Source organism: Mesorhizobium sp. Mes31 (assembly GCF_024519675.1).
In the GTDB taxonomy this organism is placed as follows: domain Bacteria; phylum Pseudomonadota; class Alphaproteobacteria; order Rhizobiales; family Rhizobiaceae; genus Mesorhizobium.
On the sequence record NZ_JALJRL010000002.1, the window covers coordinates 32,353 to 51,486 of the forward strand.

At 63.9% G+C, this 19,134-nt stretch carries 20 protein-coding genes; 11 read left to right on the forward strand and 9 right to left on the reverse strand.

Features of this window, described 5'->3' with window-relative positions; translation table 11 throughout:
* Nucleotides 1-36: 36 nt before the first annotated feature.
* Nucleotides 37-498 carry a GNAT family N-acetyltransferase gene (locus tag NR193_RS02825; protein ID WP_256749373.1) on the reverse strand — a complete coding sequence of 154 codons (462 nt, stop codon included), beginning with the start codon at nucleotides 496-498 and terminating at the stop codon, nucleotides 37-39.
* 222 nt (nucleotides 499-720) lie between these two features.
* Between NR193_RS02825 and NR193_RS02830 the strand changes: the two genes are divergently transcribed.
* The gene (locus NR193_RS02830) at nucleotides 721-1,641 is read left to right on the forward strand and encodes a glycine--tRNA ligase subunit alpha (RefSeq protein ID WP_256749816.1); all 921 of its coding nucleotides are present in this window, start codon (nucleotides 721-723) and stop codon (nucleotides 1,639-1,641) included.
* Between the two features lie 17 nt (nucleotides 1,642-1,658).
* On the opposite strand, the gene NR193_RS02835 is transcribed toward NR193_RS02830, so the two are convergent.
* Entirely contained in the window at nucleotides 1,659-1,835 is a 177-nt protein-coding gene (locus tag NR193_RS02835; RefSeq protein WP_256749374.1) for a hypothetical protein, read from the reverse strand.
* Between NR193_RS02835 and NR193_RS02840 the strand changes: the two genes are divergently transcribed.
* The 3 genes from NR193_RS02840 (at nucleotide 1,834) to NR193_RS02850 (ending at nucleotide 5,317) form a co-directional block, all read left to right on the forward strand.
* A complete protein-coding gene (locus tag NR193_RS02840) occupies nucleotides 1,834-2,457 on the forward strand; it encodes an endonuclease domain-containing protein (protein ID WP_256749375.1) in 624 nt (207 codons plus the stop codon). The genes NR193_RS02835 and NR193_RS02840 overlap by 2 nt on opposite strands.
* Nucleotides 2,458-2,532: 75 nt before the next feature.
* The gene (gene glyS, locus NR193_RS02845; protein ID WP_256749376.1) at nucleotides 2,533-4,911 is read left to right on the forward strand and encodes a glycine--tRNA ligase subunit beta; all 2,379 of its coding nucleotides are present in this window, start codon (nucleotides 2,533-2,535) and stop codon (nucleotides 4,909-4,911) included.
* A 109-nt stretch (nucleotides 4,912-5,020) separates the two neighbouring features.
* Entirely contained in the window at nucleotides 5,021-5,317 is a 297-nt protein-coding gene (locus NR193_RS02850; RefSeq protein ID WP_256749377.1) for an ATPase, read from the forward strand.
* Nucleotides 5,318-5,444: 127 nt separating this feature from the next.
* Here NR193_RS02850 and NR193_RS02855 read toward each other — a convergent pair whose 3' ends face one another.
* Entirely contained in the window at nucleotides 5,445-5,834 is a 390-nt protein-coding gene (locus NR193_RS02855) for a hypothetical protein (RefSeq protein ID WP_256749378.1), read from the reverse strand.
* A gap of 157 nt (nucleotides 5,835-5,991) precedes the next feature.
* Nucleotides 5,992-6,486 (reverse strand): hypothetical protein, encoded by a 495-nt coding sequence (locus NR193_RS02860; protein ID WP_256749379.1) that lies wholly within the window; start codon nucleotides 6,484-6,486, stop codon nucleotides 5,992-5,994.
* 192 nt (nucleotides 6,487-6,678) lie between these two features.
* On the opposite strand from NR193_RS02860, the gene NR193_RS02865 reads away from it, so the two are divergent.
* The 3 genes from NR193_RS02865 (at nucleotide 6,679) to NR193_RS02875 (ending at nucleotide 9,845) form a co-directional block, all read left to right on the forward strand.
* Nucleotides 6,679-7,653, forward strand: coding sequence for an L-threonylcarbamoyladenylate synthase (locus NR193_RS02865; RefSeq protein WP_256749380.1), 975 nt, complete (start codon nucleotides 6,679-6,681; stop codon nucleotides 7,651-7,653).
* A 9-nt stretch (nucleotides 7,654-7,662) separates the two neighbouring features.
* The gene (locus NR193_RS02870) at nucleotides 7,663-9,093 is read left to right on the forward strand and encodes an FAD-binding oxidoreductase (protein WP_256749381.1); all 1,431 of its coding nucleotides are present in this window, start codon (nucleotides 7,663-7,665) and stop codon (nucleotides 9,091-9,093) included.
* Nucleotides 9,094-9,278: 185 nt separating this feature from the next.
* Nucleotides 9,279-9,845 carry a DUF6101 family protein gene (locus NR193_RS02875; protein ID WP_256749382.1) on the forward strand — a complete coding sequence of 189 codons (567 nt, stop codon included), beginning with the start codon at nucleotides 9,279-9,281 and terminating at the stop codon, nucleotides 9,843-9,845.
* 97 nt (nucleotides 9,846-9,942) lie between these two features.
* On the opposite strand, the gene ubiA is transcribed toward NR193_RS02875, so the two are convergent.
* Both ubiA and NR193_RS02885 read right to left on the reverse strand, forming a co-directional pair.
* A complete protein-coding gene (gene ubiA / locus NR193_RS02880; RefSeq protein WP_256749817.1) occupies nucleotides 9,943-10,926 on the reverse strand; it encodes a 4-hydroxybenzoate octaprenyltransferase in 984 nt (327 codons plus the stop codon).
* 61 nt (nucleotides 10,927-10,987) lie between these two features.
* Complete coding sequence (locus tag NR193_RS02885) at nucleotides 10,988-11,899, reverse strand: LysR family transcriptional regulator (protein ID WP_256749383.1); 912 nt, start codon at nucleotides 11,897-11,899, stop codon at nucleotides 10,988-10,990.
* Between the two features lie 90 nt (nucleotides 11,900-11,989).
* Here NR193_RS02885 and NR193_RS02890 point away from each other — a divergent pair, with 90 nt between their 5' ends.
* Nucleotides 11,990-12,796, forward strand: a complete 807-nt coding sequence (locus NR193_RS02890; protein WP_256749384.1) for a phytanoyl-CoA dioxygenase family protein — start codon at nucleotides 11,990-11,992, stop codon at nucleotides 12,794-12,796.
* A 157-nt stretch (nucleotides 12,797-12,953) separates the two neighbouring features.
* Nucleotides 12,954-14,231: a phosphoribosylamine--glycine ligase gene (purD, locus tag NR193_RS02895; RefSeq protein WP_256749385.1), complete on the forward strand. Its 1,278-nt coding sequence runs from the start codon at nucleotides 12,954-12,956 to the stop codon at nucleotides 14,229-14,231.
* Nucleotides 14,232-14,255: 24 nt separating this feature from the next.
* Here purD and NR193_RS02900 read toward each other — a convergent pair whose 3' ends face one another.
* Nucleotides 14,256-15,419: a glycoside hydrolase family 25 protein gene (locus NR193_RS02900; protein ID WP_256749386.1), complete on the reverse strand. Its 1,164-nt coding sequence runs from the start codon at nucleotides 15,417-15,419 to the stop codon at nucleotides 14,256-14,258.
* 87 nt (nucleotides 15,420-15,506) lie between these two features.
* Nucleotides 15,507-15,743, reverse strand: a complete 237-nt coding sequence (locus NR193_RS02905; protein ID WP_256749387.1) for a hypothetical protein — start codon at nucleotides 15,741-15,743, stop codon at nucleotides 15,507-15,509.
* A gap of 215 nt (nucleotides 15,744-15,958) precedes the next feature.
* On the opposite strand from NR193_RS02905, the gene NR193_RS02910 reads away from it, so the two are divergent.
* Nucleotides 15,959-17,728, forward strand: a complete 1,770-nt coding sequence (locus tag NR193_RS02910) for an acyl-CoA dehydrogenase (RefSeq protein WP_256749388.1) — start codon at nucleotides 15,959-15,961, stop codon at nucleotides 17,726-17,728.
* 19 nt (nucleotides 17,729-17,747) lie between these two features.
* Nucleotides 17,748-18,500 (forward strand): crotonase/enoyl-CoA hydratase family protein, encoded by a 753-nt coding sequence (locus NR193_RS02915; RefSeq protein ID WP_256749389.1) that lies wholly within the window; start codon nucleotides 17,748-17,750, stop codon nucleotides 18,498-18,500.
* Nucleotides 18,501-18,509: 9 nt separating this feature from the next.
* Here NR193_RS02915 and pdxH read toward each other — a convergent pair whose 3' ends face one another.
* Complete coding sequence (pdxH, locus tag NR193_RS02920) at nucleotides 18,510-19,127, reverse strand: pyridoxamine 5'-phosphate oxidase (RefSeq protein WP_256749390.1); 618 nt, start codon at nucleotides 19,125-19,127, stop codon at nucleotides 18,510-18,512.
* Nucleotides 19,128-19,134: the final 7 nt, after the last annotated feature.

Here is a 19,134-nt window from a genome sequence, read left to right on the forward strand (position 1 = left end):
CGCGCTCAGACAGGCGCCGATGCGCTCTCAATTGCCTCAGAACATCTTCCGGTAGACGACGAAGCCGGAGCGCTCGCCGACCTTGTCATAGAGCTTCATCGCCGTGTGGTTTGTTTCGTGCGTCAGCCAGTACACCCGGCCAGAACCGGCGGCCTGGGCGCGTTCGTAGACGCCCTCTATCAGCGCCCGGCCGATACCTTTGCCACGCGAGGCCTGCGTGGTGAAAAGGTCCTGCAGATAGCAATTCGGCGCGATCGCCGTGGTGCTGCGGTGGAAGAGGTAGTGGACGAGGCCGAGGAGCTGTCCCTCGCTTTCGGCGGCCAGCGCATGGACCGGCTCATAGGCATCGAAGAAGCGGGACCACGTCATCGCGGTGATCTCACTTGCCAGGGCCGTTTCGCCCGAGCGGCCGTAAAATGCGTTGTATCCATCCCACAGTGGCAGCCACTGGTCGAAGTCCTGGCGGGTGACGGGACGGATGGCGATCGGATTGGGCATGGGTGAACCTGCTATTCCTGAATTTGCCGACATGAGCATCGAATTGATGGCAGGCCTCGATGACAGGCAATGGGCCAGCCCCTCGCAAAACCTTCAACATCGCCGCCATGCTCGTGGCGATCCGTGCACCTTGCTTGACGCTTCGCCGCCGTGTCTCTAGGACGTGCCGGCAAGCTTGCCTTTGCTGTCGAGGCCACCGTGACCGTTGAACTCCCCGCCCATATGCATCCCAGCCGCTCGTTCCAGGGACTGATCCTGACCTTGCACAACTACTGGGCGGCCTATGGCTGCGTCATCCTGCAGCCCTACGACATGGAGGTCGGCGCCGGCACGTTTCATCCGGCAACGACGCTGCGGGCGCTTGGACCCAGGCGCTGGAACGCTGCCTACGTCCAGCCTTCGCGCCGTCCCAAGGACGGCCGCTACGGCGAGAACCCGAACCGGCTGCAGCATTACTACCAGTATCAGGTCATCCTGAAGCCCAATCCGCCGAACCTGCAGGAGCTCTATCTCGGCTCGCTGGTGGCGATCGGTGTCGATGCGCTGCTGCACGACATCCGCTTCGTCGAGGACGACTGGGAAAGCCCGACGCTGGGCGCCTGGGGGCTCGGCTGGGAATGCTGGTGCGACGGCATGGAAGTGTCGCAGTTCACCTATTTCCAGCAGGTCTGCGGCATCGAATGCGCGCCGGTGGCCGGCGAACTCACCTACGGGCTGGAGCGACTGGCCATGTACGTGCAGGGCGTCGACAATGTCTACGACCTCAACTTCAACGGCCGCGATGGCGCCGACAAGGTGACCTATGGCGATGTCTTCCTGCAGGCCGAGCAGGAATACTCGCGTCACAATTTCGAATACGCCAACACGGCGATGCTGCTCAGGCATTTCGAAGATGCCGAGGCCGAATGCAAGGCGCTGCTCGATGCCGGTGCGCCGGCGTCGAACGACAATCTGCCGATGCACAGGATGGTCTTCCCGGCCTACGACCAGTGCATCAAGGCCAGCCATGTCTTCAATCTGCTCGACGCGCGCGGCGTGATATCGGTCACCGAACGGCAGAGCTATATCTTGCGTGTGCGCAATCTGGCCAAGGCCTGCGGCGAGGCGTTTCTGAAGACACAGGCCGGCGGACTGGCGGCCTGAGTTTCAGGCGCGCTTCATCATCTCTGCTTCACCATCTCTAACGAAGCGTTGAGCGGCGACAGGATCTGCCCGCTCGGGCCAGCCATGGTCCGCAATGCCTGCCGCACGCCCGGCATCGAGAAGGCGCCGTGGACCTGCGCGGTGAAGCAGGCGCTGAGCGCGAGGATCTGAAGAAGTCTGGATGCCGTTTTCATGATCGTTCAGCCAATAGTTCCCTGCCTGAGCGTGGGTCGCTCCAGCGCTGCGTTCGGTTCATGGAAATCTTTGATCCAAGGACGAGCGGGACCGCCGCGCCCCGACAGGGCGGCCAAAATTTCTGGAAAGGGTGACAGCAGCCAGCCGAGTTGCTATGCCCGTCTTACCTCCCCCTTGATGGGGGAGGTCGCCGCGAAGCGGCGGGTGGGGGTGATAGCGCGACTTCCTATGCCGAAGCTCGATCGGTTCAAGCTGCAATCCGCGCAACGGCTCCGTGCGGCAATGACCGACGAGGAGCGCATATTGTGGCGGCATCTGTGGCGCATTCCAGTGGAAGGCACCCATTTCCGCCGACAAGCGTCGGTCGGTACTTACTTCCCCGACTTCATCTCACATCGGCTGAAGCTGGTCATCGAAGTAGATGGTGCTCACCACGGTTTCGACAGCCAACAGCACCATGACGAGTTTCGAACGAAATGGTTTGAGAGCCAAGGCTATCGCGTCATCCGCTTCTGGAATCATGAAATCAAAAACGAACTGGATTCCGTGCTCGATACGATCTATGCGGCGGTGGAAGAACGAAAATCACACCTTGGCCCGCGAGATGCCGAAGGCGCTTGAGGCTGAGACGCCGCCACCCCACCCCGGCGCTAACGCGCCGACCCTCCCCATCGAGGGGAGGGTCAGGAGCTACCCATGCCTGACCTGCTTCTAGAACTTCGCTCCGAGGAAATTCCTGCCCGCATGCAGCGCAAGGCGGCGGGTGACCTGAGGAAGCTGCTGACCGACGGTCTGGTCGAAGCGGGGCTGACCTATGAGGCGGCGCGCGAATACTGGACGCCGCGCCGTCTGACACTCGACATCAGGGGGCTGACTGCACGCTCGAAGGACATCCGCGAGGAGATCAAGGGGCCGTCGACGACCGCGCCCGAGCAGGCGGTCCAGGGATTCCTGCGCAAGGCCGGCCTGTCTTCGGTCGCCGAGGCGCATGTCCATTCCGACCCCAAGAAGGGCGACTTCTATGTCGCCCACATTTCGAAGCCGGGCAGGGCAACCGAAGAGATCATCGCCGAACTGGTGCCGGGCATCATCCGCAATTTCCCCTGGCCGAAATCGATGCGCTGGGGGCCGGCTTCGGCGAAACCAGGCTCACTGCGCTGGGTGCGGCCGCTGCAATCCATCCTGTGCACCTTCGGTCCGGAGACCGAGGAGCCTGTGGTGGTCGATTTCGAGATCGACGGCATCCGCTCCGGCAATATCACCTACGGTCATCGCTTTCATGCGCCTGATGCCATCACCGTGCGCCGCTTCGATGACTATGTTTCCAAGCTGGAGGTGGCGAAGGTCGTGCTCGACGCCGACCGGCGCAAGGAGATCATCCTTGCCGACGCCCGCAATCTCGCTTTCGCCAACGGGCTCGACCTGGTCGAGGACGACGGGCTGCTGGAGGAAGTCTCCGGGCTGGTCGAATGGCCGGTCGTGCTGATGGGCGCGTTCGAGGAGGCTTTCCTGGGCATTCCGGCCGAGGTGATCCGGCTGACCATCCGCGCCAACCAGAAGTGCTTTGTGACACGGCCGCCGGGCGTCGACGATACGCTTTCCAACCACTTCATCCTCACCGCCAACATCGAAGCGAAGGATGGCGGCAAGGAGATCGCCCACGGCAACGGCAAGGTGGTGCGCTCTCGCCTGTCGGACGCGCTCTATTTCTGGACCACCGACCAAGGCAATTTGCCTGATCTCGACCAGTTGCGGGCTTCGGCGGAAAAGTTCGAACTCGACCTGAACAAACCGCTTGATCAGCGCATGGCCCGCCTCGACCATCTCGGCGTCACCTTCCATGCCAAGCTGGGCACACAGGGCGAGCGGGTGGAGCGGATCAAGCGGCTTGCGGAAGAACTGGCGCCATTCGTCGGCGCCGATCCCGCGCTGGCACGCCGCGCCGCGGTTCTCGCCAAGGCCGATCTGCAGACCGAGGTCGTCGGCGAGTTCCCGGAACTGCAGGGCGCCATGGGCCGCAAATACGCGCTCCTCCAGGGCGAGCATCCATCCGTGGCCGCCGCCGCTGAAGAACATTACAAGCCGCAAGGCCCTTCCGACCGCGTGCCGAGCGATTCGGTTTCGATCGCCGTCGCGCTCGCCGACAAGCTCGATACGCTGGTCGGCTTCTGGGCCATCGACGAAAAGCCGACCGGGTCGAAGGACCCCTATGCGCTGCGTCGAGCAGCGCTGGGTATGGTGAGGATCATACTGGAAAACAGGATCAGGCTTTCCCTGGGCGTCGCCATTGCGGCGGCAGTCTCCTCAGCGCTCGCCGCATATGAACGGCTCGGCGAGGGGGCTGAGAGCCGTGGCGTGGTCGCGATGCTCGATTCCCGCGTTCGCGACTACAAGGGGGCAAGCCAGCTGTTGTCGGAAGCGGGTTTGATCTCCAACTTGTTGAAGGGCGGGCTGGCCAACGCGAGTTCAGAAATCTTTGGTTCCGGCGATCAGGAACGAGAGTTCTTTGATGGCCAGCGTATGATGGAATTGGAGGCGTCGCTGGCGCCATTCGTCGCTGACCTCCTCGCCTTCTTCCACGACCGTCTCAAGGTCTACCTGCGTGACCAGGGCGCGCGCCATGATCTGATCGACGCGGTCATCACGCCGCAGTCGGACGATCTGCTTCAGATCGTCCGCCGCGTCGAGGCGCTCGGCTCCTTCCTCGATAGCGAGGACGGCAGGAACCTGCTCGCCGGCACCAAGCGTGCGGCCAACATCCTGGCCGCCGAAGAGAAGAAGAAGACGGCGGTCGCCGAAACCGTCGAGCCGGCGTTGTTCCGCCAGGATACCGAGAAATCGCTGTTTGCCGCGGTGAATCAGGCCGAGAGGCAAGCCGGCGAAGCGATTCAAAACGATGACTTTTCCGGCGCCTTGCTGGCGCTTAGCGTGTTGCGTGAGCCGGTTGATTCATTCTTTGAGCATGTCCTCGTAAATGACGAGGACTCGTCCGTGCGCGCCAACCGCCTGGCGCTGCTTGCCCGCATCCGCGCGGCAACCGGTCAGGTCGCCGATTTTTCCAGGATTGCTGGCTGAGGTGAAGAGAATTTTCTTCGCCGCCGGCCATTCGAGCCGGCTTACAGTCATATGGCGATGATCCCTCCGTGGCAAAAGGGACATGTTCCCCAACCCCACGGAGGCTTCCATGAATTCCGATCACGAAATCGAAGTGACAGAAGAAACCCGGGCTCCCGCCGAGGCGCTTGAAACCGCTTCCGAAACCGATCATGCCACTGCCGTCGAAGCCGCCGATCTGTCGGACGACGAAGACGGCGAAGAGTCGGACAAAGACGACGCCGAAGCCGCCACTCTCTCGGGTGACGACGAGGACGAAGACGATGAAGAAGACGACGCCGACGACAGCGTGAAGGCTGAAGGCGACGACGAGGAATCCGAAGCAGACGAGTCCGAGGAAGACGAGGACAAGGACGTCGCGGCCTGAGATTTCAATCCAGTTCAGTCGAGAGAGGGCGGCGCATCGGCGCCGCCCTCTCTTGTTGGTGCTCCCGGATGGCGACTTGTCAGTCCTCCCGGATGCTGACTTGTCAGTCTTCCAGGATGCTGACTTGTCAGTCTTCCAGGATGCTGACGCGTACGCTGTTTTCGTAGACGTCGACCTGGATCAGCGGCTCGCCATTGACGATGGCCCGCTTAGTCGAGGAGCTCATCGCGCCGGGACGCTCCAGCATCCGTTGCAGATCGGCGCGCTGGTCATTGGTCCTGAACCAGGCGTCAGCCTCGTCGTCGCGGTCGCGGCGATGGAATTTGTGCCAGTTGGCGCGGTCCTGCCGCACCATTTGCGCGGCGCTGTCGAGCGCATAGCCGTCACTCGCCTGATGATCCCGATCGGAAATGCGCGCGACATAGGATCCCAGCATGTCGTCTGCATGAGCCGCGCCGGCGCCAAGCAGTGATGCGAGCAGAAGCCCGGCCACGGTGACAGTTCTGGATTTGCTCATGATCAACCCCTCTTGCCCTGAACGATGAAACCCCGTCTGCCACAGCCGCCCGGCGAAATTCAGGCTACCGCGTCCAGCGGTGAAGATGAGCCGGGACGGGGTTTGCCCGGCAATGGTGCGCCGACCGTCAGAACGCAGTCAAGTCGCGGTGAGGCGGCTACTTGGCTTTGCCGATCCCTTGCATGGGCTGGGCCGCTGCCTGCGCGGGCGTGCTCGGCGCTGCGGCGGATTTATTTCCGGTGTCTCCCGAAGGGGCTGCCGAGGCAGTGGCCGTTGCCGGCACAGTGCCTGCCGCCGGCGCGGTACCGGTCGCCGGTGCGGCGCTTGGTGCCGGCGCCGAGAAGGCAGGACCGGCGACGCCGCCACGGATGACCACGGGCCCTTGCTGGAAGCCGTGCCTGGTCCCGGGCTTGTCCGGGATGGCGGCTACCTTTTCATAGGTGACGTCGGGCTGCGCTTCGCCGAGCGCCACCACGGACCGCATATCGCCGGCTTTGGTGGCATCGGCGGTCTTCAGCGGTTTTGCGACGCCGAGCTTGATGATGGATGGTGTCGAGGACGGCACACCTGGAAAAACCAGCGACGAGGCCTGCGCCCCGCCGGTCACCGCCGCCAGAGTGATCCCCAGCGCCCCCAGGATACGCACAGACACGATGATAGCTCCCCTTTGTCCAGAACCACACGGTAGTGGGTCGGACTTGATATCGGCTTTCGTGGAAACATTGCATTTTAGGGATTGATAAATCGCCAATGCCCGACTGTTCCCGAAGGCGACTTGCCCAACTGCCGGCTTGCCCGACAGCCGCCATCGTACTACGCAGCCGGCATCTGTGAGGTGACGAGAGTGGCTGAAATACTTGCCGTCGGCGAGGCGATGGAGCAGGCGCTGGCGCTGCTCAGGGGTGGCGATGTCGTCGCCATCCCGACGGAGACCGTCTATGGGCTTGCCGGCGATGCCACCAACGGCATCGCTGTGGCGCGCATCTTCGAAGCCAAGGGGCGGCCGCGCTTCAATCCGCTGATCGCCCATGTCGCCGACATGGCGATGGCCGAGCGCATCGCGTTGTTTGATCCGTTGTCGAAGAAACTGGCGCTGGCATTCTGGCCGGGTCCGCTGACGCTGGTGCTGCCGCAGCGGCCCGGCAACGGCATCCATCCGCTGGTCACGGCCGGGCTCGATACGATTGCCTTGCGCATGCCGAGGGGCTTTGGCGGCGAGCTGATTGCCAGGCTTGGCCGCCCGCTTGCCGCGCCCAGCGCGAATTCTTCCGGCAAGATCAGCGCCACCACGGCGCAGGCGGTGGCAACCGATCTCGGCGCGCGGATCAAGCTGGTGGTCGATGGCGGCGCGACGCCGGTCGGGCTGGAATCGACCATCGTCAAGGTAGATGGCGCGGCATTGCGGTTGCTCAGGCCCGGTGGCATTGCCGCCGGGGAGATCGAGGCGGTCATCGGCATGAAGCTGTTGCGTGGCGGTGCCGTCGGCGTCGAGGCGCCCGGCATGCTTGCCTCGCACTACGCGCCGGGTGCCGCCGTGCGGCTCAACGCGAGCACGGTCGGCGAAGACGAAGCCCTGCTCGCCTTCGGCAGCCAGCGAGCCGAAGGCTGGCGACACGCCGCCGCGTTCCTCAACCTGTCCGTATCAGGCGACCTGCGCGAAGCGGCGAGCAATCTTTTCGCCTACATGCAGGATCTTGACCGCAGCGGTGCGCGGACCATCGCCGTCGAGCCGATCCCCTTTGATGGTCTTGGCGAGGCGATCAACGATCGGCTGTCGCGCGCGGCCGCCCCACGTGACAACACACAGCCCACAACATAGTTTTCCGAGATGACCGAGATTTCAGCGACTCTCGACCCCGTTCTCATCGATCGCTTCGCGGCGATCGTCGGCGACAAATATGCACTGCGCGACGAGCGGGATATCGCGCCTTACCTCACTGAGCGGCGCGGCCTCTGGCATGGCGCGACATCGCTGGTGCTGCGGCCGGGCAGCGTTGAGGAGGTCAGCCAGATCATGCGGCTGGCGACCGAGACGGGAACGCCGGTCGTGCCGCAGAGTGGCAACACCGGGCTTGTCGGCGCCCAGGTACCGGACAAATCGGGCCGAGAGATCGTCTTGTCGCTGTCGCGGCTGAACCGCATCCGCGAGATCGATGTGCTGTCGAACACGGTGACGGTCGAGGCCGGCGTCATCCTGCAGACGCTGCAGGAGGTGGCCGACGCCGCCGACCGGCTGTTTCCGCTGTCGCTGGCCGCGCAAGGCTCCTGCCAGATCGGCGGCAATCTCTCGTCCAATGCCGGCGGCACCGGCGTGCTTGCCTATGGCAATGCGCGCGAACTCTGCCTTGGCGTCGAAGTGGTGCTGCCGACCGGCGAGGTGTTCGACGACCTGCGCAAGCTGAAGAAGGACAACACCGGCTACGACCTCAAAGACCTGTTCGTCGGCGCCGAGGGCACGCTCGGTGTCATCACAGCCGCCGTGCTCAAGCTGTTCCCGAAGCCGAAGGGACGTGAAGTGGCTTTCGTCGGCCTGTCATCGCCCGAGGCGGCGCTTTCCCTGTTCAGCCTGGCTATGGACCGTGCCGGATACGCACTCACCGCTTTCGAATTGATCGGCAAACGGCCATACGATTTTACCCTGGCGCATGCCCAGGGCGTGACGCGGCCGCTGGTCGAGGATTGGCCTTGGTATGTGCTGATGCAGATTTCGTCCGGCCGTTCATCGGAAGATTCGAGAGCGTTGATCGAGGACGTGCTTTCAGCCGGTCTTGAACAGGGATTCGTCGGTGACGCGGTCATCGCTGCAAGCCTCGGGCAGGGCGATGCCTTCTGGAATTTCCGCGAGGTGCTGCCCGAAGCGCAGAAACCCGAGGGCGCCTCGATCAAGCACGACATTTCCGTGCCGGTGGCCATGATCCCGCGTTTTATCGAACAGGCCGCCGGTGCCGTGGCATCGGTGAGCGCGAACGCCCGCGTGGTCTGCTTCGGCCATATGGGCGACGGCAATCTCCACTATAACATCTCACGGCCGGTGGATGGCGACGACGAATCGTTTCTCGGACTCTATCATGCGATGAACCACGCCGTGCATGACGTGGTGCGCAGCCTGCACGGTTCGATCTCGGCCGAGCATGGCATCGGCCAGTTGAAGCGGGACGAACTGATCGCCACCGCGCCGCCGATGGCGATCGACCTGATGCGCAGGGTGAAGACGGCCTTCGACCCGGCGGGGATCATGAATCCCGGTAAGGTTATCTGATCCTTTCAACATCTTGTGCCTGGTGGCATTCCGATAACCATCCCTTAGATCAGCAAAATTTAACCGACTTTCTTAAGCGCGACGGTAAGGAGCCCGCGCTACTGTTTCCTCACAAACGAGGCTGGAAAAACCGGCCCGGAGAGAACCGGACACCGGCTCTCAGGAGACAGACAGGAAGGCACTCTATGAACACCGGACTGAAGCCAGTCTGGGCGGGACGCAACATGCGTCTCGACCCATTCCGCCTGCCGCAGGTGGTGAGCTACGCCACGCGCGACGACTACGGCGACGTGACCTTCACCATCGACCAGCGTGGCGCCGTGATCCGCCGCATACTGGAGATGAGCGGCGTGCCGGCGATCATCGCTCTGCCCGCCAATGCGTTCCGCGGCGTTGCCGCCCGCGCGATGGAGGATCCGGACGGCAATGTCACGGTGACTTTGGAACTTCTGCACAATGATCCGATGCTGTCGGTGCCGCTGCTGGTTGCCGACGATCTCGAGGATGTCGCCGCCGACTGGCGCGCCTGGGCGGACGCCTACCGTCTGCCGATGCTCTTGATCGAATCGGACGGTGTCGCCCGCACGCTGGAGGAATCGCTCGGCGCGGCCATCAAGACGCTGCCGCCGCAGGATCGCCGCAAGGGTCGCGTTTCGACCACGCGTCGCCCGCGCTTCCTCGCTCGCCGCAGGGCCGGCGATCTCGGTCTCAGGCTGGTCATCGACGGCCAGGAGATGATTTCGCGGGAGTGAGAAGCGGTCCGCGACAGCGGACGAAAAGCCAATTGCCTGGCTTTTCGAGCTTCCAACGCCCTGAGCTTGCGAAGGGCCGGGGCGAGGGAGGCGGCCGCTAGACCAGCGGCTTCAGCGCCACCCACAGCGCGCCGCCGATCAGGCCGAGGAAGATCAGCCAGCCGACCTGGTTGTTCGACCTGAACAGCCGCAGGCATTGGTCCGGATTGTCGATATCCAGAACCGTGATCTGCCGGGCCATATGGGCGCCGGCGGCGATCAGCCCGGCCAAAGCCGGCACCGGGGCCTGCGCAGACGCGAAGGCGATGGCGAAGCAGATCAGCGCGCCGCCATAGAGCCCTGCCAGCCACGACTTGGTGTTTTCGCCGAACAGGCGCGCTGTCGAGCGCACGCCGACGATGGCGTCGTCCTCCTTGTCCTGGTGCGCATAGATCGTGTCGTAGCCGATCACCCACAGGATCGAGCCGATATAGAGCATGATGGCAGGCCCATCGAGATCGCCGAACTCGACCGCCCATCCCATCAGCGCGCCCCAGGAAAAGGCAAGACCGAGAACCAGTTGTGGCCAGTTGGTTATCCGCTTCATGAACGGATAGATGGCGACGACGGCCAGCGAACAGATGCCGAGCAGAATGGCGAAGCTGTTGAATTGCAGCAGCACCGCCAGGCCGACCAGGGCCTGCAGGACAAGAAACAGCCATGCCCGCCGGCGCGTGGCCTTGCCCGAAGGCAGCGGCCGCGACCGCGTGCGCTCGACCTTGTTGTCGATGTCCTCGTCAACGAGGTCGTTGTAGGTGCAGCCGGCGCCGCGCATGGCGATGGCACCGACCAGGAACAGCACGAGATACCATGGCGCCGGCAGCAGCGACAGCAGCGGGTCGCCGGGACGCGGATAGGCGCTCGCCGCAAGCGCCGCCGACCACCAGCACGGCCACAGCAGCAACTGCCAGCCGATCGGCCTGTCCCACCGGGCAAGCTGGGCGTAGGGCCATATCGAGCGTGGCAGCACGCGGTAGACCCAATGGCCGTTCGGCGCATCGGCGACACGGCCCTGGGCCGCTTTCGATTGGATGGGTTCCATCATGCTGGATTGGCAGCAGAGTTGGAGGTCGTCAAGCGGCGAGGCGGGCAGCTGAGCCGGATCATGATGCGAAGATGTCGTGGGTGGCGAACCAATCCTTCGCCACCTCGATGAAGGCCAGCGCCGCATTCGACACACGCTGATGTGTGTCATGGGTGAGCAGGATCCGCTGCATGGGCAGCGGATCCGACAGCGGCTTGCAGACGAGAGGCAGGCCATCATAGCTGCGGTCGCCATGCGGGCGGGTGTAGCTGACCGCAACGCCGAAGCCGTTGGCGACCATGCTGCGCTGGAGTTCGAACGAGCTCGTCGCCCTGTCGGCCACCGGCGAAAGGCCGCGGCTGCGGAACAGATCAAGCATGTGCTGCCAGCTGTGCGGCTGGTCCGTCGTGATCAGCGGATAGGCGGCCAGGTCCGCGAGGCTGACCGATGGACGGTCCGCCAGGGCATGGCCCGCCGGCAACAGAGCGTGCGGGCGAAGCTCGCGCAGCAGGATGCGGGCGAAATGCGTCGGCAGGCTGAGATCATAGGTGAGGCCGAGATCGATGGCCGCATCGCCGAGCCGTCGTCCCAGCGTCTCGAACGTCTCGTCTCGAACCACGACCCTCACGGCTGGATGGCGTTCGGAGAAGGCACGGATCAGGGCCGGCGCGAAGAAAGGTGCCAGATCCTCGAAGCAGCCCAGCACCAGTTCACCGCCGACAGCCGACTTGCCTGAGCCGAGGTCGACGAGTTCGTCCGCCTCGGTGAGGACCTGTCTTGCCTTCGCCACAACAGCGCGCCCGAACGATGTCGGCGACACGCCGCTTCCCCGCTGGCGGACGAACAGCTTTTGGCCGAAACTCTTTTCGACGGCGTCAATCGCCACCGAAATCGAAGGCTGAGAAACGTTCAGCATCTTGGCCGCGCCGGTGACGCTGCCATGACGCGCCACGGCGACAAGATAACGCAACTGCGTGAGGGTCAAATTCATAGACCTGGCCTATTTGCCAAATGGAAAGTTATTATTTTACTGAATGAGGAACGGTTGCGATAGTCGGTTCATCCCCAAGAGGAGAACGCCATGGCTTCCGAAAGCGACACCCTGAAGATCGATGCCCAAACGATCGCCGACTACCAGCGTGACGGTGCGGTTTGCATTCGTGGCGCCTTCAAGGGTTGGGTCGACACGATTGCCGCCGGCATCGAGCGCAACATGCAGAACCGCAGCGCCACAGCGTCGGATATCGCCAATGGCCGCGGCAGTTTCTTCGACGACTACTGCAACTGGGAACGGATTCCCGAATTCGTCAGGGTGGTGCGGGAATCGCCGGCCGCCGAGCTGGCGGCGGCGGTGATGCAGTCGCGCAGCGCGCAGTTCTTCCATGATCATGTGCTGGTCAAGGAACCCGGCACGCAGAAGCCGACGCCCTGGCATCAGGATATCCCCTACTATTTTGTCGATGGCCGGCAGACGGTGAGTTTCTGGATCCCCATCGACCCGGTGAAGGAGGCAACGCTGCGCCTGATCGCCGGCTCGCACAAATGGGACAAGATGATCCTGCCGGTGCGCTGGCTCGACGACAGCAATTTCTACGCCGGCGAGGGTGACTATCTGCCGGTGCCCGACCCGGACAAGGATCCGTCGCTGAAGGTGCTCGAGTGGGAAATGGAGCCGGGCGACGCCATCCTGTTCGACTTCCGGACCGCGCATGGCGCGCGCGGCAACATGACTTCGGCGCGGCGCCGGGCGCTGTCGCTGCGCTGGGTCGGTGACGATGCCCGCTATGTCGAGCGGCCGGGACGCACCTCGCCGCCCTATCATGGCCACGGCATGCAGCCGGGACAGAAATTGCGCGAGGACTGGTTTCCGGTCGTTTTCCCCGTCTGAATCGGGCCAGAACATGGGCACCGGAATCCGGCGCCCATATCCGGCCGGGGGTAACGTTCCCGTGCGCAATTCGGATCAAATCGCCCGGATGCCTTGACCCGTCGTCCAGAGAGCAATAGCGGGTTCTCTGCAGGATTCTCGGCATCAAGAGGTGGCCATGAACGTTCTTCTTCTCGGCTCCGGCGGCCGCGAACATGCGCTTGCCTGGAAGATCGCGGCTTCACCGCTCCTGACCAAGCTCTATGCGGCTCCCGGCAATCCCGGCATCGGCAACGAGGCCGAACTGGTGAAACTGGACATTACCGATCACGCCGCCGTTGCCGCCTTCTGCAAGGACAAGAAGATCGATCTCGTCGTGGTTGGCCCGGAGGGGCCGCTGGTGGCCGGCATTGCCGACGACCTGCGCGCGCAAGGCATTCGCGTGTTCGGTCCGTCCAGGGCCGCCGCACAGCTGGAAGGCTCGAAGGGGTTCACCAAGGACCTCTGCGCCAGATACAACATCCCGACCGCCGCCTATGGCCGCTTCGGCGATCTGGCGTCCGCCAAGGCCTATGTCGAAAAGACGGGTGCGCCGATCGTCATCAAGGCAGATGGGCTCGCCGCCGGCAAGGGCGTGACCGTCGCCATGACGCTCGGCGAGGCACAGGCAGCACTCGATGCCTGTTTCGACGGTTCCTTCGGCGCCGCCGGAGCGGAGGTGGTGATCGAGGAATTCATGACCGGTGAGGAGGCAAGTTTCTTCTGTCTCTGCGACGGCACCACCGCGCTGCCCTTCGGCACCGCGCAGGACCACAAGCGTGTCGGTGACGGTGATTTTGGCCCCAACACTGGCGGCATGGGCGCCTACTCGCCGGCGCCGGTGATGACGCCCCAGATGGTCGAGCGCACCATGCGCGAAATCATCGAGCCGACCATGCGCGGCATGGCTGCATCAGGCGCGCCTTTCGCCGGCATTCTCTTTGCCGGGCTGATGATCACCGAGAATGGGCCGAAGCTGATCGAATACAACACCCGTTTCGGTGACCCGGAATGCCAGGTGCTGATGATGCGGCTGAAGGACGATTTGCTGGTGCTGCTCAACGCCGCCGTGGACGGCCAGTTGGCGCACACTTCCATACGCTGGCGCGACGAGGCGACCCTCACCGTGGTGATGGCCGCGCGGGGCTATCCCGGCACGCCGGAAAAAGGCTCCGTCATCCGCGGCGTCGAGCAGGCGGCCGGCGAAGGTGTCCAGATCTTCCACGCCGGCACCGCCATCAATGGCGGCGCGCTGGTTGCCAATGGCGGCCGCGTCCTCAACGTCACGGCAACCGGAGCCACGGTCCGCGAGGCACAGAAACGAGCCTATGCCGCGCTCGACCGCATCGACTGGCCGGACGGCTTCTGTCGCCGCGACATTGGCTGGCAGGCCGTGGCGCGCGAGCGGGCAGGCTGAAGTTCCGTATCGGGAGAAGGCAGCTTACCGCTGGCCTCGATCGAGTTCGGTGGAAGCGGTGCTGACCGGGTCGGCCGCCCCGGCGAAGGCGGCGTCGAGTTGCGCGGGTGAACGCCGCTCGGTCCGCTTCCAGGCGACATATTGGACAATGCCGAAATTCGGCCGCCGCGGCACCGTCTTCACGACAGGCATGCGGAAACCGTCGCGGAACTTCGTCCAGCGCGTACCGAGCGCCGCGACCATTTCCTCGAAGGTCGGCGGCGCCGCCACCGAGGCATAGGTGATGGTGACGTTGCCGGCGAGGCCAGCCTTGCGTGAGACGGGCAACGGTATCGAGGCGAGATAATCGGGCGGCACGTCGATGAGTCCGCCGAACGGCCATTGCGCACGCAGCGTGGCGGCGTCCGTCGGCGCGACGTTGACGTCGATGTCGTCAGGTGTGCCGGCGACCCTGTAAGGGCAGCGGAACCTGCCGCAATTGGCTTGCGCCGAGAACTGCCACAATGCGTAGCCTTGCCAGTTGCCCATCGGAAAATGAACGTCGATGTCGGATTTGTAGCGGGCATACCAGAGCGGCAGCCGCGACAAGAGCCGGTATCGGTAGCTGTTGTCGGCAATGTACTGGGCCGTCTTGCCGTTGGTGTAGAGTACCGGGAAACGGCCGATGCGCCTGTGCACCTGGCGGACGAACTCCTCGGCGTCGTCCAGCGACATCCACTGCGAGGGATCGTTGCCCTCGATGTCGAGAGCCAGCAGGTCGTCCGGTGCCGGCTCGGCGAAATCGAGGAAATTGTTGGCCTGCTCTACCGGATTGCCGGGGCGAGCGAGATGATAGGCTCCCCATTTCAGGCCGAGCGCCTTGGCGACGACCCTGCGCGTCTGGAACAGCTCGCGCGTCACCGCATGGCGTTTCCACAGCGTCTTGCATAGTTTCACCTCGGTATCGTTGCCGAAGCAGAAATAGGGCGGCGGCATGCCGTCGGATGCCTTGTTGATGAAGCCGACAATCCGCTTGTCGGTGGCGAGGTGGACCCAGTCGATGGAATTGTATTCGTAGGCATCGACGACCAGGGCCCGGTCAGCGTTCTTCCACGGCTCGGAAAAATCCGAGGCCTTTGCCGCCGTCGACAGCGCCATCGTCGCCGCGAAAGCGAGAAGCGCTGTGCGGCGAAGGAGGCGCGCCGGCATTGGCAAACAGGGAATCCCCGTTGATCAAGGGCAGATGCTGAACCGCTATGGTTAAGGAAATGCTTCCCGATGCTGGTGCCGGCGAAGTCAGCGTCGCATGAGCGGCTGAAATTCAAACGGGTCGGGTGCCGGCTCTTGCGGCAGCGTGCCTTCGGCGGCGCGTTTGCGGTGGTGGGCGAGGGAGCATTGCGGCGAACACAATATGCCGCGATCCGACCAGTAGGCGGCGCCGTTTTCGAGTTTGCCCTGATGGTACCAGAACCCTGTTGCGCGATAGGGCAGGCCGCATTCGATGCAGCGATAGGAGTCGGGTCTGGCAAGCATGGGTGGTTCGGTCCGATGGTTTTGCTCTTTCGCCAGGTCGACTTGATCCGGCGTCGATTGAATTTAATACGTGCTGGCGCGATTGCAAAATCCGCGTGACAAAATTTGACGTTTACGTAAAAAAGAAGACGGGAGACCGCCCAAAGGCGGGATGGTTTTGCGGCAGCGCGGATCCTAGGATCAATCGGGCCGATGCATCAGGAGGAGAGAGCGGCATGTATCGGGCACCGGTCGAGGATATCGCTTTCACCCTCAAGTATGTTGCTGGTCTCAAGCCCGCGCTCGATGCCGGCACGTTCGGCGATCTGAGCGAGGACCTGGTTGATGCCGTGCTTGGTGAGGCCGGCCGTTTCGCCACCGAGGAAGTGGCACCGCTCTACAAGATCGGCGACGAACAAGGTGCGGTGCTGAAGGGTGCCGCCGTCACCACGCCGCCCGGCTGGAAGGATCTCTATCGCCGCTGGATCGATGGCGGCTGGAACGCGCTCTCCGGCCCTGAAGAGTATGGCGGCCAGGCGCTGCCCACCATGCTCGGTGTCGCCGCGCTCGAAATGTGGAACTCCGCCGCCATGGCCTTCGGCATCGGCCCGACGCTGACCATGGGCGCGGTCGAAGCGCTCGACAAGCACGCCTCTGAAGACCTCAAGGCAAAGTATCTCGCAAAGCTCGTCTCCGGCGAATGGATGGGCACGATGAACCTGACCGAGCCGCAAGCCGGTTCGGACCTCAATGCGCTGCGCGCCCGCGCCGAGCCGGCAGGCGACGGCACCTACCGCATCTTCGGCCAGAAGATCTTCATCACCTATGGCGAGCACGACTTCACCGACAACATCATTCATCTGGTGTTGGCGCGCTTGCCCGATGCGCCCGCCGGCACGCGTGGCATATCGCTGTTCCTGGTGCCGAAATTCCTGGTCGGCGACGATGGATCGCTCGGCGCGCGCAACGATGTCTTCTGTTCCGGCCTCGAGCACAAACTGGGCATCCATGCCTCGCCGACCTGCACCATGATCTATGGCGATGGCTTCGGGGGGGCCAAACCCGGCGCCATCGGCTGGCTGATCGGCGAGGAGAACAAGGGCCTCGCCTGTATGTTCACCATGATGAACAATGCGCGGCTCTGCGTCGGCATGCAGGGCGTGGCAGTCGCGGAAGCCGCGACCCAGAAGGCGATCGCCTATGCCAATGACCGCCGTCAAGGCAAGGCGGCGAGCTACTCTGGAACCGGCATGGCGCCGATCGTCCATCACCCCGACGTGCAGCGCAATCTGTTGACCATGAAGGCGCTGACGCAGACTGCGCGCGCCATCAGCTACTGCTGCGCCCACGCCATCGACTTGGCGCGCGCATCGGCCGGCGATGAGGCGGCGCACTGGCGCGACCGCGCCAATCTGTTGACGCCGCTTGCCAAGGCTTTCTCGACCGATGTCGGCGTCGACGTCGCTTCGCTCGGCGTCCAGGTGCATGGCGGCATGGGCTTCATCGAGGAGACGGGCGCGGCCGCCCTCTATCGCGATGCGCGCATCGCGCCGATCTACGAGGGCACCAACGGCATCCAGGCGATCGATCTGGTGATGCGCAAGTTGCCGCTCGGCGGCGGCGACCATATGCATGGCTTCATCGACGAACTGGCGGCGGTGGCGGGCGCTGTGCGAACTTCGAATCTTCAGGGGTTCGGCCGCACCGCCGATGCTCTCGACGCGGCGCTCGCCGATCTGACGCAAGCGACCCGCTTCCTGCAGAAACTCACGGCCGACGGCCGGCTGGACGAGGCACTGGCGGGTGCGACACCCTATCTCCGGCTGACCTCGCTCGCCGCCGGCGGTGCCTATCTGGCGAAGGGTGCTCTTGCCGATCAGGGCCGTATCGCGCTTTGCCGCTTTTTCGCCGAGAACCTGCTCGGGGAGGTCAGCGCATTGAGGGCGCGCGTCATCGACGGCGCCGAAAGCCTGGCCGCTGCCAGTAAAACGCTGATTTCAGCCTGACGCTCACAAGGAAGAAACCGTGACAGACCATATCCTCGTGGAGCGCCAGGGCGCCATCCAGATCATCCGCATGAATCGCCCGGACAAGAAGAACGCGCTGACGCGCGCCATGTATGCGAAAATGTCGGCAGCTCTTGCCGATGGTGACGCCGACCCGGCAATCCGCGTCCATGTCTTTCTCGGCGTGCCCGGCGCCTTTTCGTCCGGCAACGACCTTGCCGACTTCATGGTCGTCGCCACGGGCGGCGACGGCGGCACCGAGGTCTGGGATTTCCTCATGGCGCTGGCCAGGGTCGAGAAGCCCATCGTCTCCGGCGTCGACGGCATCGCGGTCGGCATCGGGACGACGCTCAACCTGCATTGCGACCTGACCTTCGCCACGCCGCGCACGGTATTTCGCACGCCTTTCGTCGATCTCGGCCTGGTGCCCGAGGCCGGATCGAGCCTGTTGGCGCCGCGTATCCTGGGGCAGCAAAGTGCTTTCGCGCTGCTCGGCCTTGGCGAGGGCTTTTCGGCAGAGCGGGCGAAGGCCGCCGGCCTGATCTACGAGGTGGTCGAGGAAGGGGCGCTGGAGGCCTCGGTCCTGGCGGCGGCCGGCCAGATCGCCGCCAAACCACCGCAAGCGCTGAAGATCGCGCGCGACCTGATGCGCGGTTCGCGCGACGACCTTGTCGCCCGCATCGGCGAGGAAAGCGAGCACTTCCGCGAGCGGCTCAAGTCAGACGAGGCGCGCGCTGCCTTGACCGCTTTCATGACCAGGAAGAAAGCCTGAGCCTCTCCTTCAGGGGTAAAGCCGCGTCTTGCCCCAACCACCCTTGCCGTTGCGTGAAAAGACGACGCGGTCATGCAGCCGGAACGGACGGTCGTGCCAGAACTCGATCGTTTGCGGCACGATGCGGAAGCCCGACCAGTGCTTTGGCCGCGGGATATCGCCGATCGCATAGCGCGCCGTGTATTCCGCCACCGCCTTCTCCAAGGCGAAGCGGCTTTCCAGCGGCCGCGACTGTTTCGAGGCCCAGGCGCCGATGCGGCTGCCGCGCGGACGCGTCGCATAATAGGCGTCGGCTTCGGCCTCGCTGACGATCTCCACCGGACCGCGAATGCGCACTTGCCGGCGCAGCGATTTCCAATGGAAGCACATCGCCGCCTTCATGCTGCCAAGAATCTCCTGGCCCTTGGCGCTCTCGAAATTCGTGTAGAAGACGAACCCGCCTTCATCGAACCCCTTGAGCAGAACCATTCGCACATCCGGCATGCCGTCGGCATCGACGGTCGCCAATGCCACGCCGTTGGGGTCGTTCATTTCGCTCTTCGTGGCGTCCTCCAGCCATGCGGCAAAGAGGCGAAACGGCTCGGCCGCCTCGGTAAAGTCACTGCTTGTTAACTCTGTGTCACTCATAGTTTTT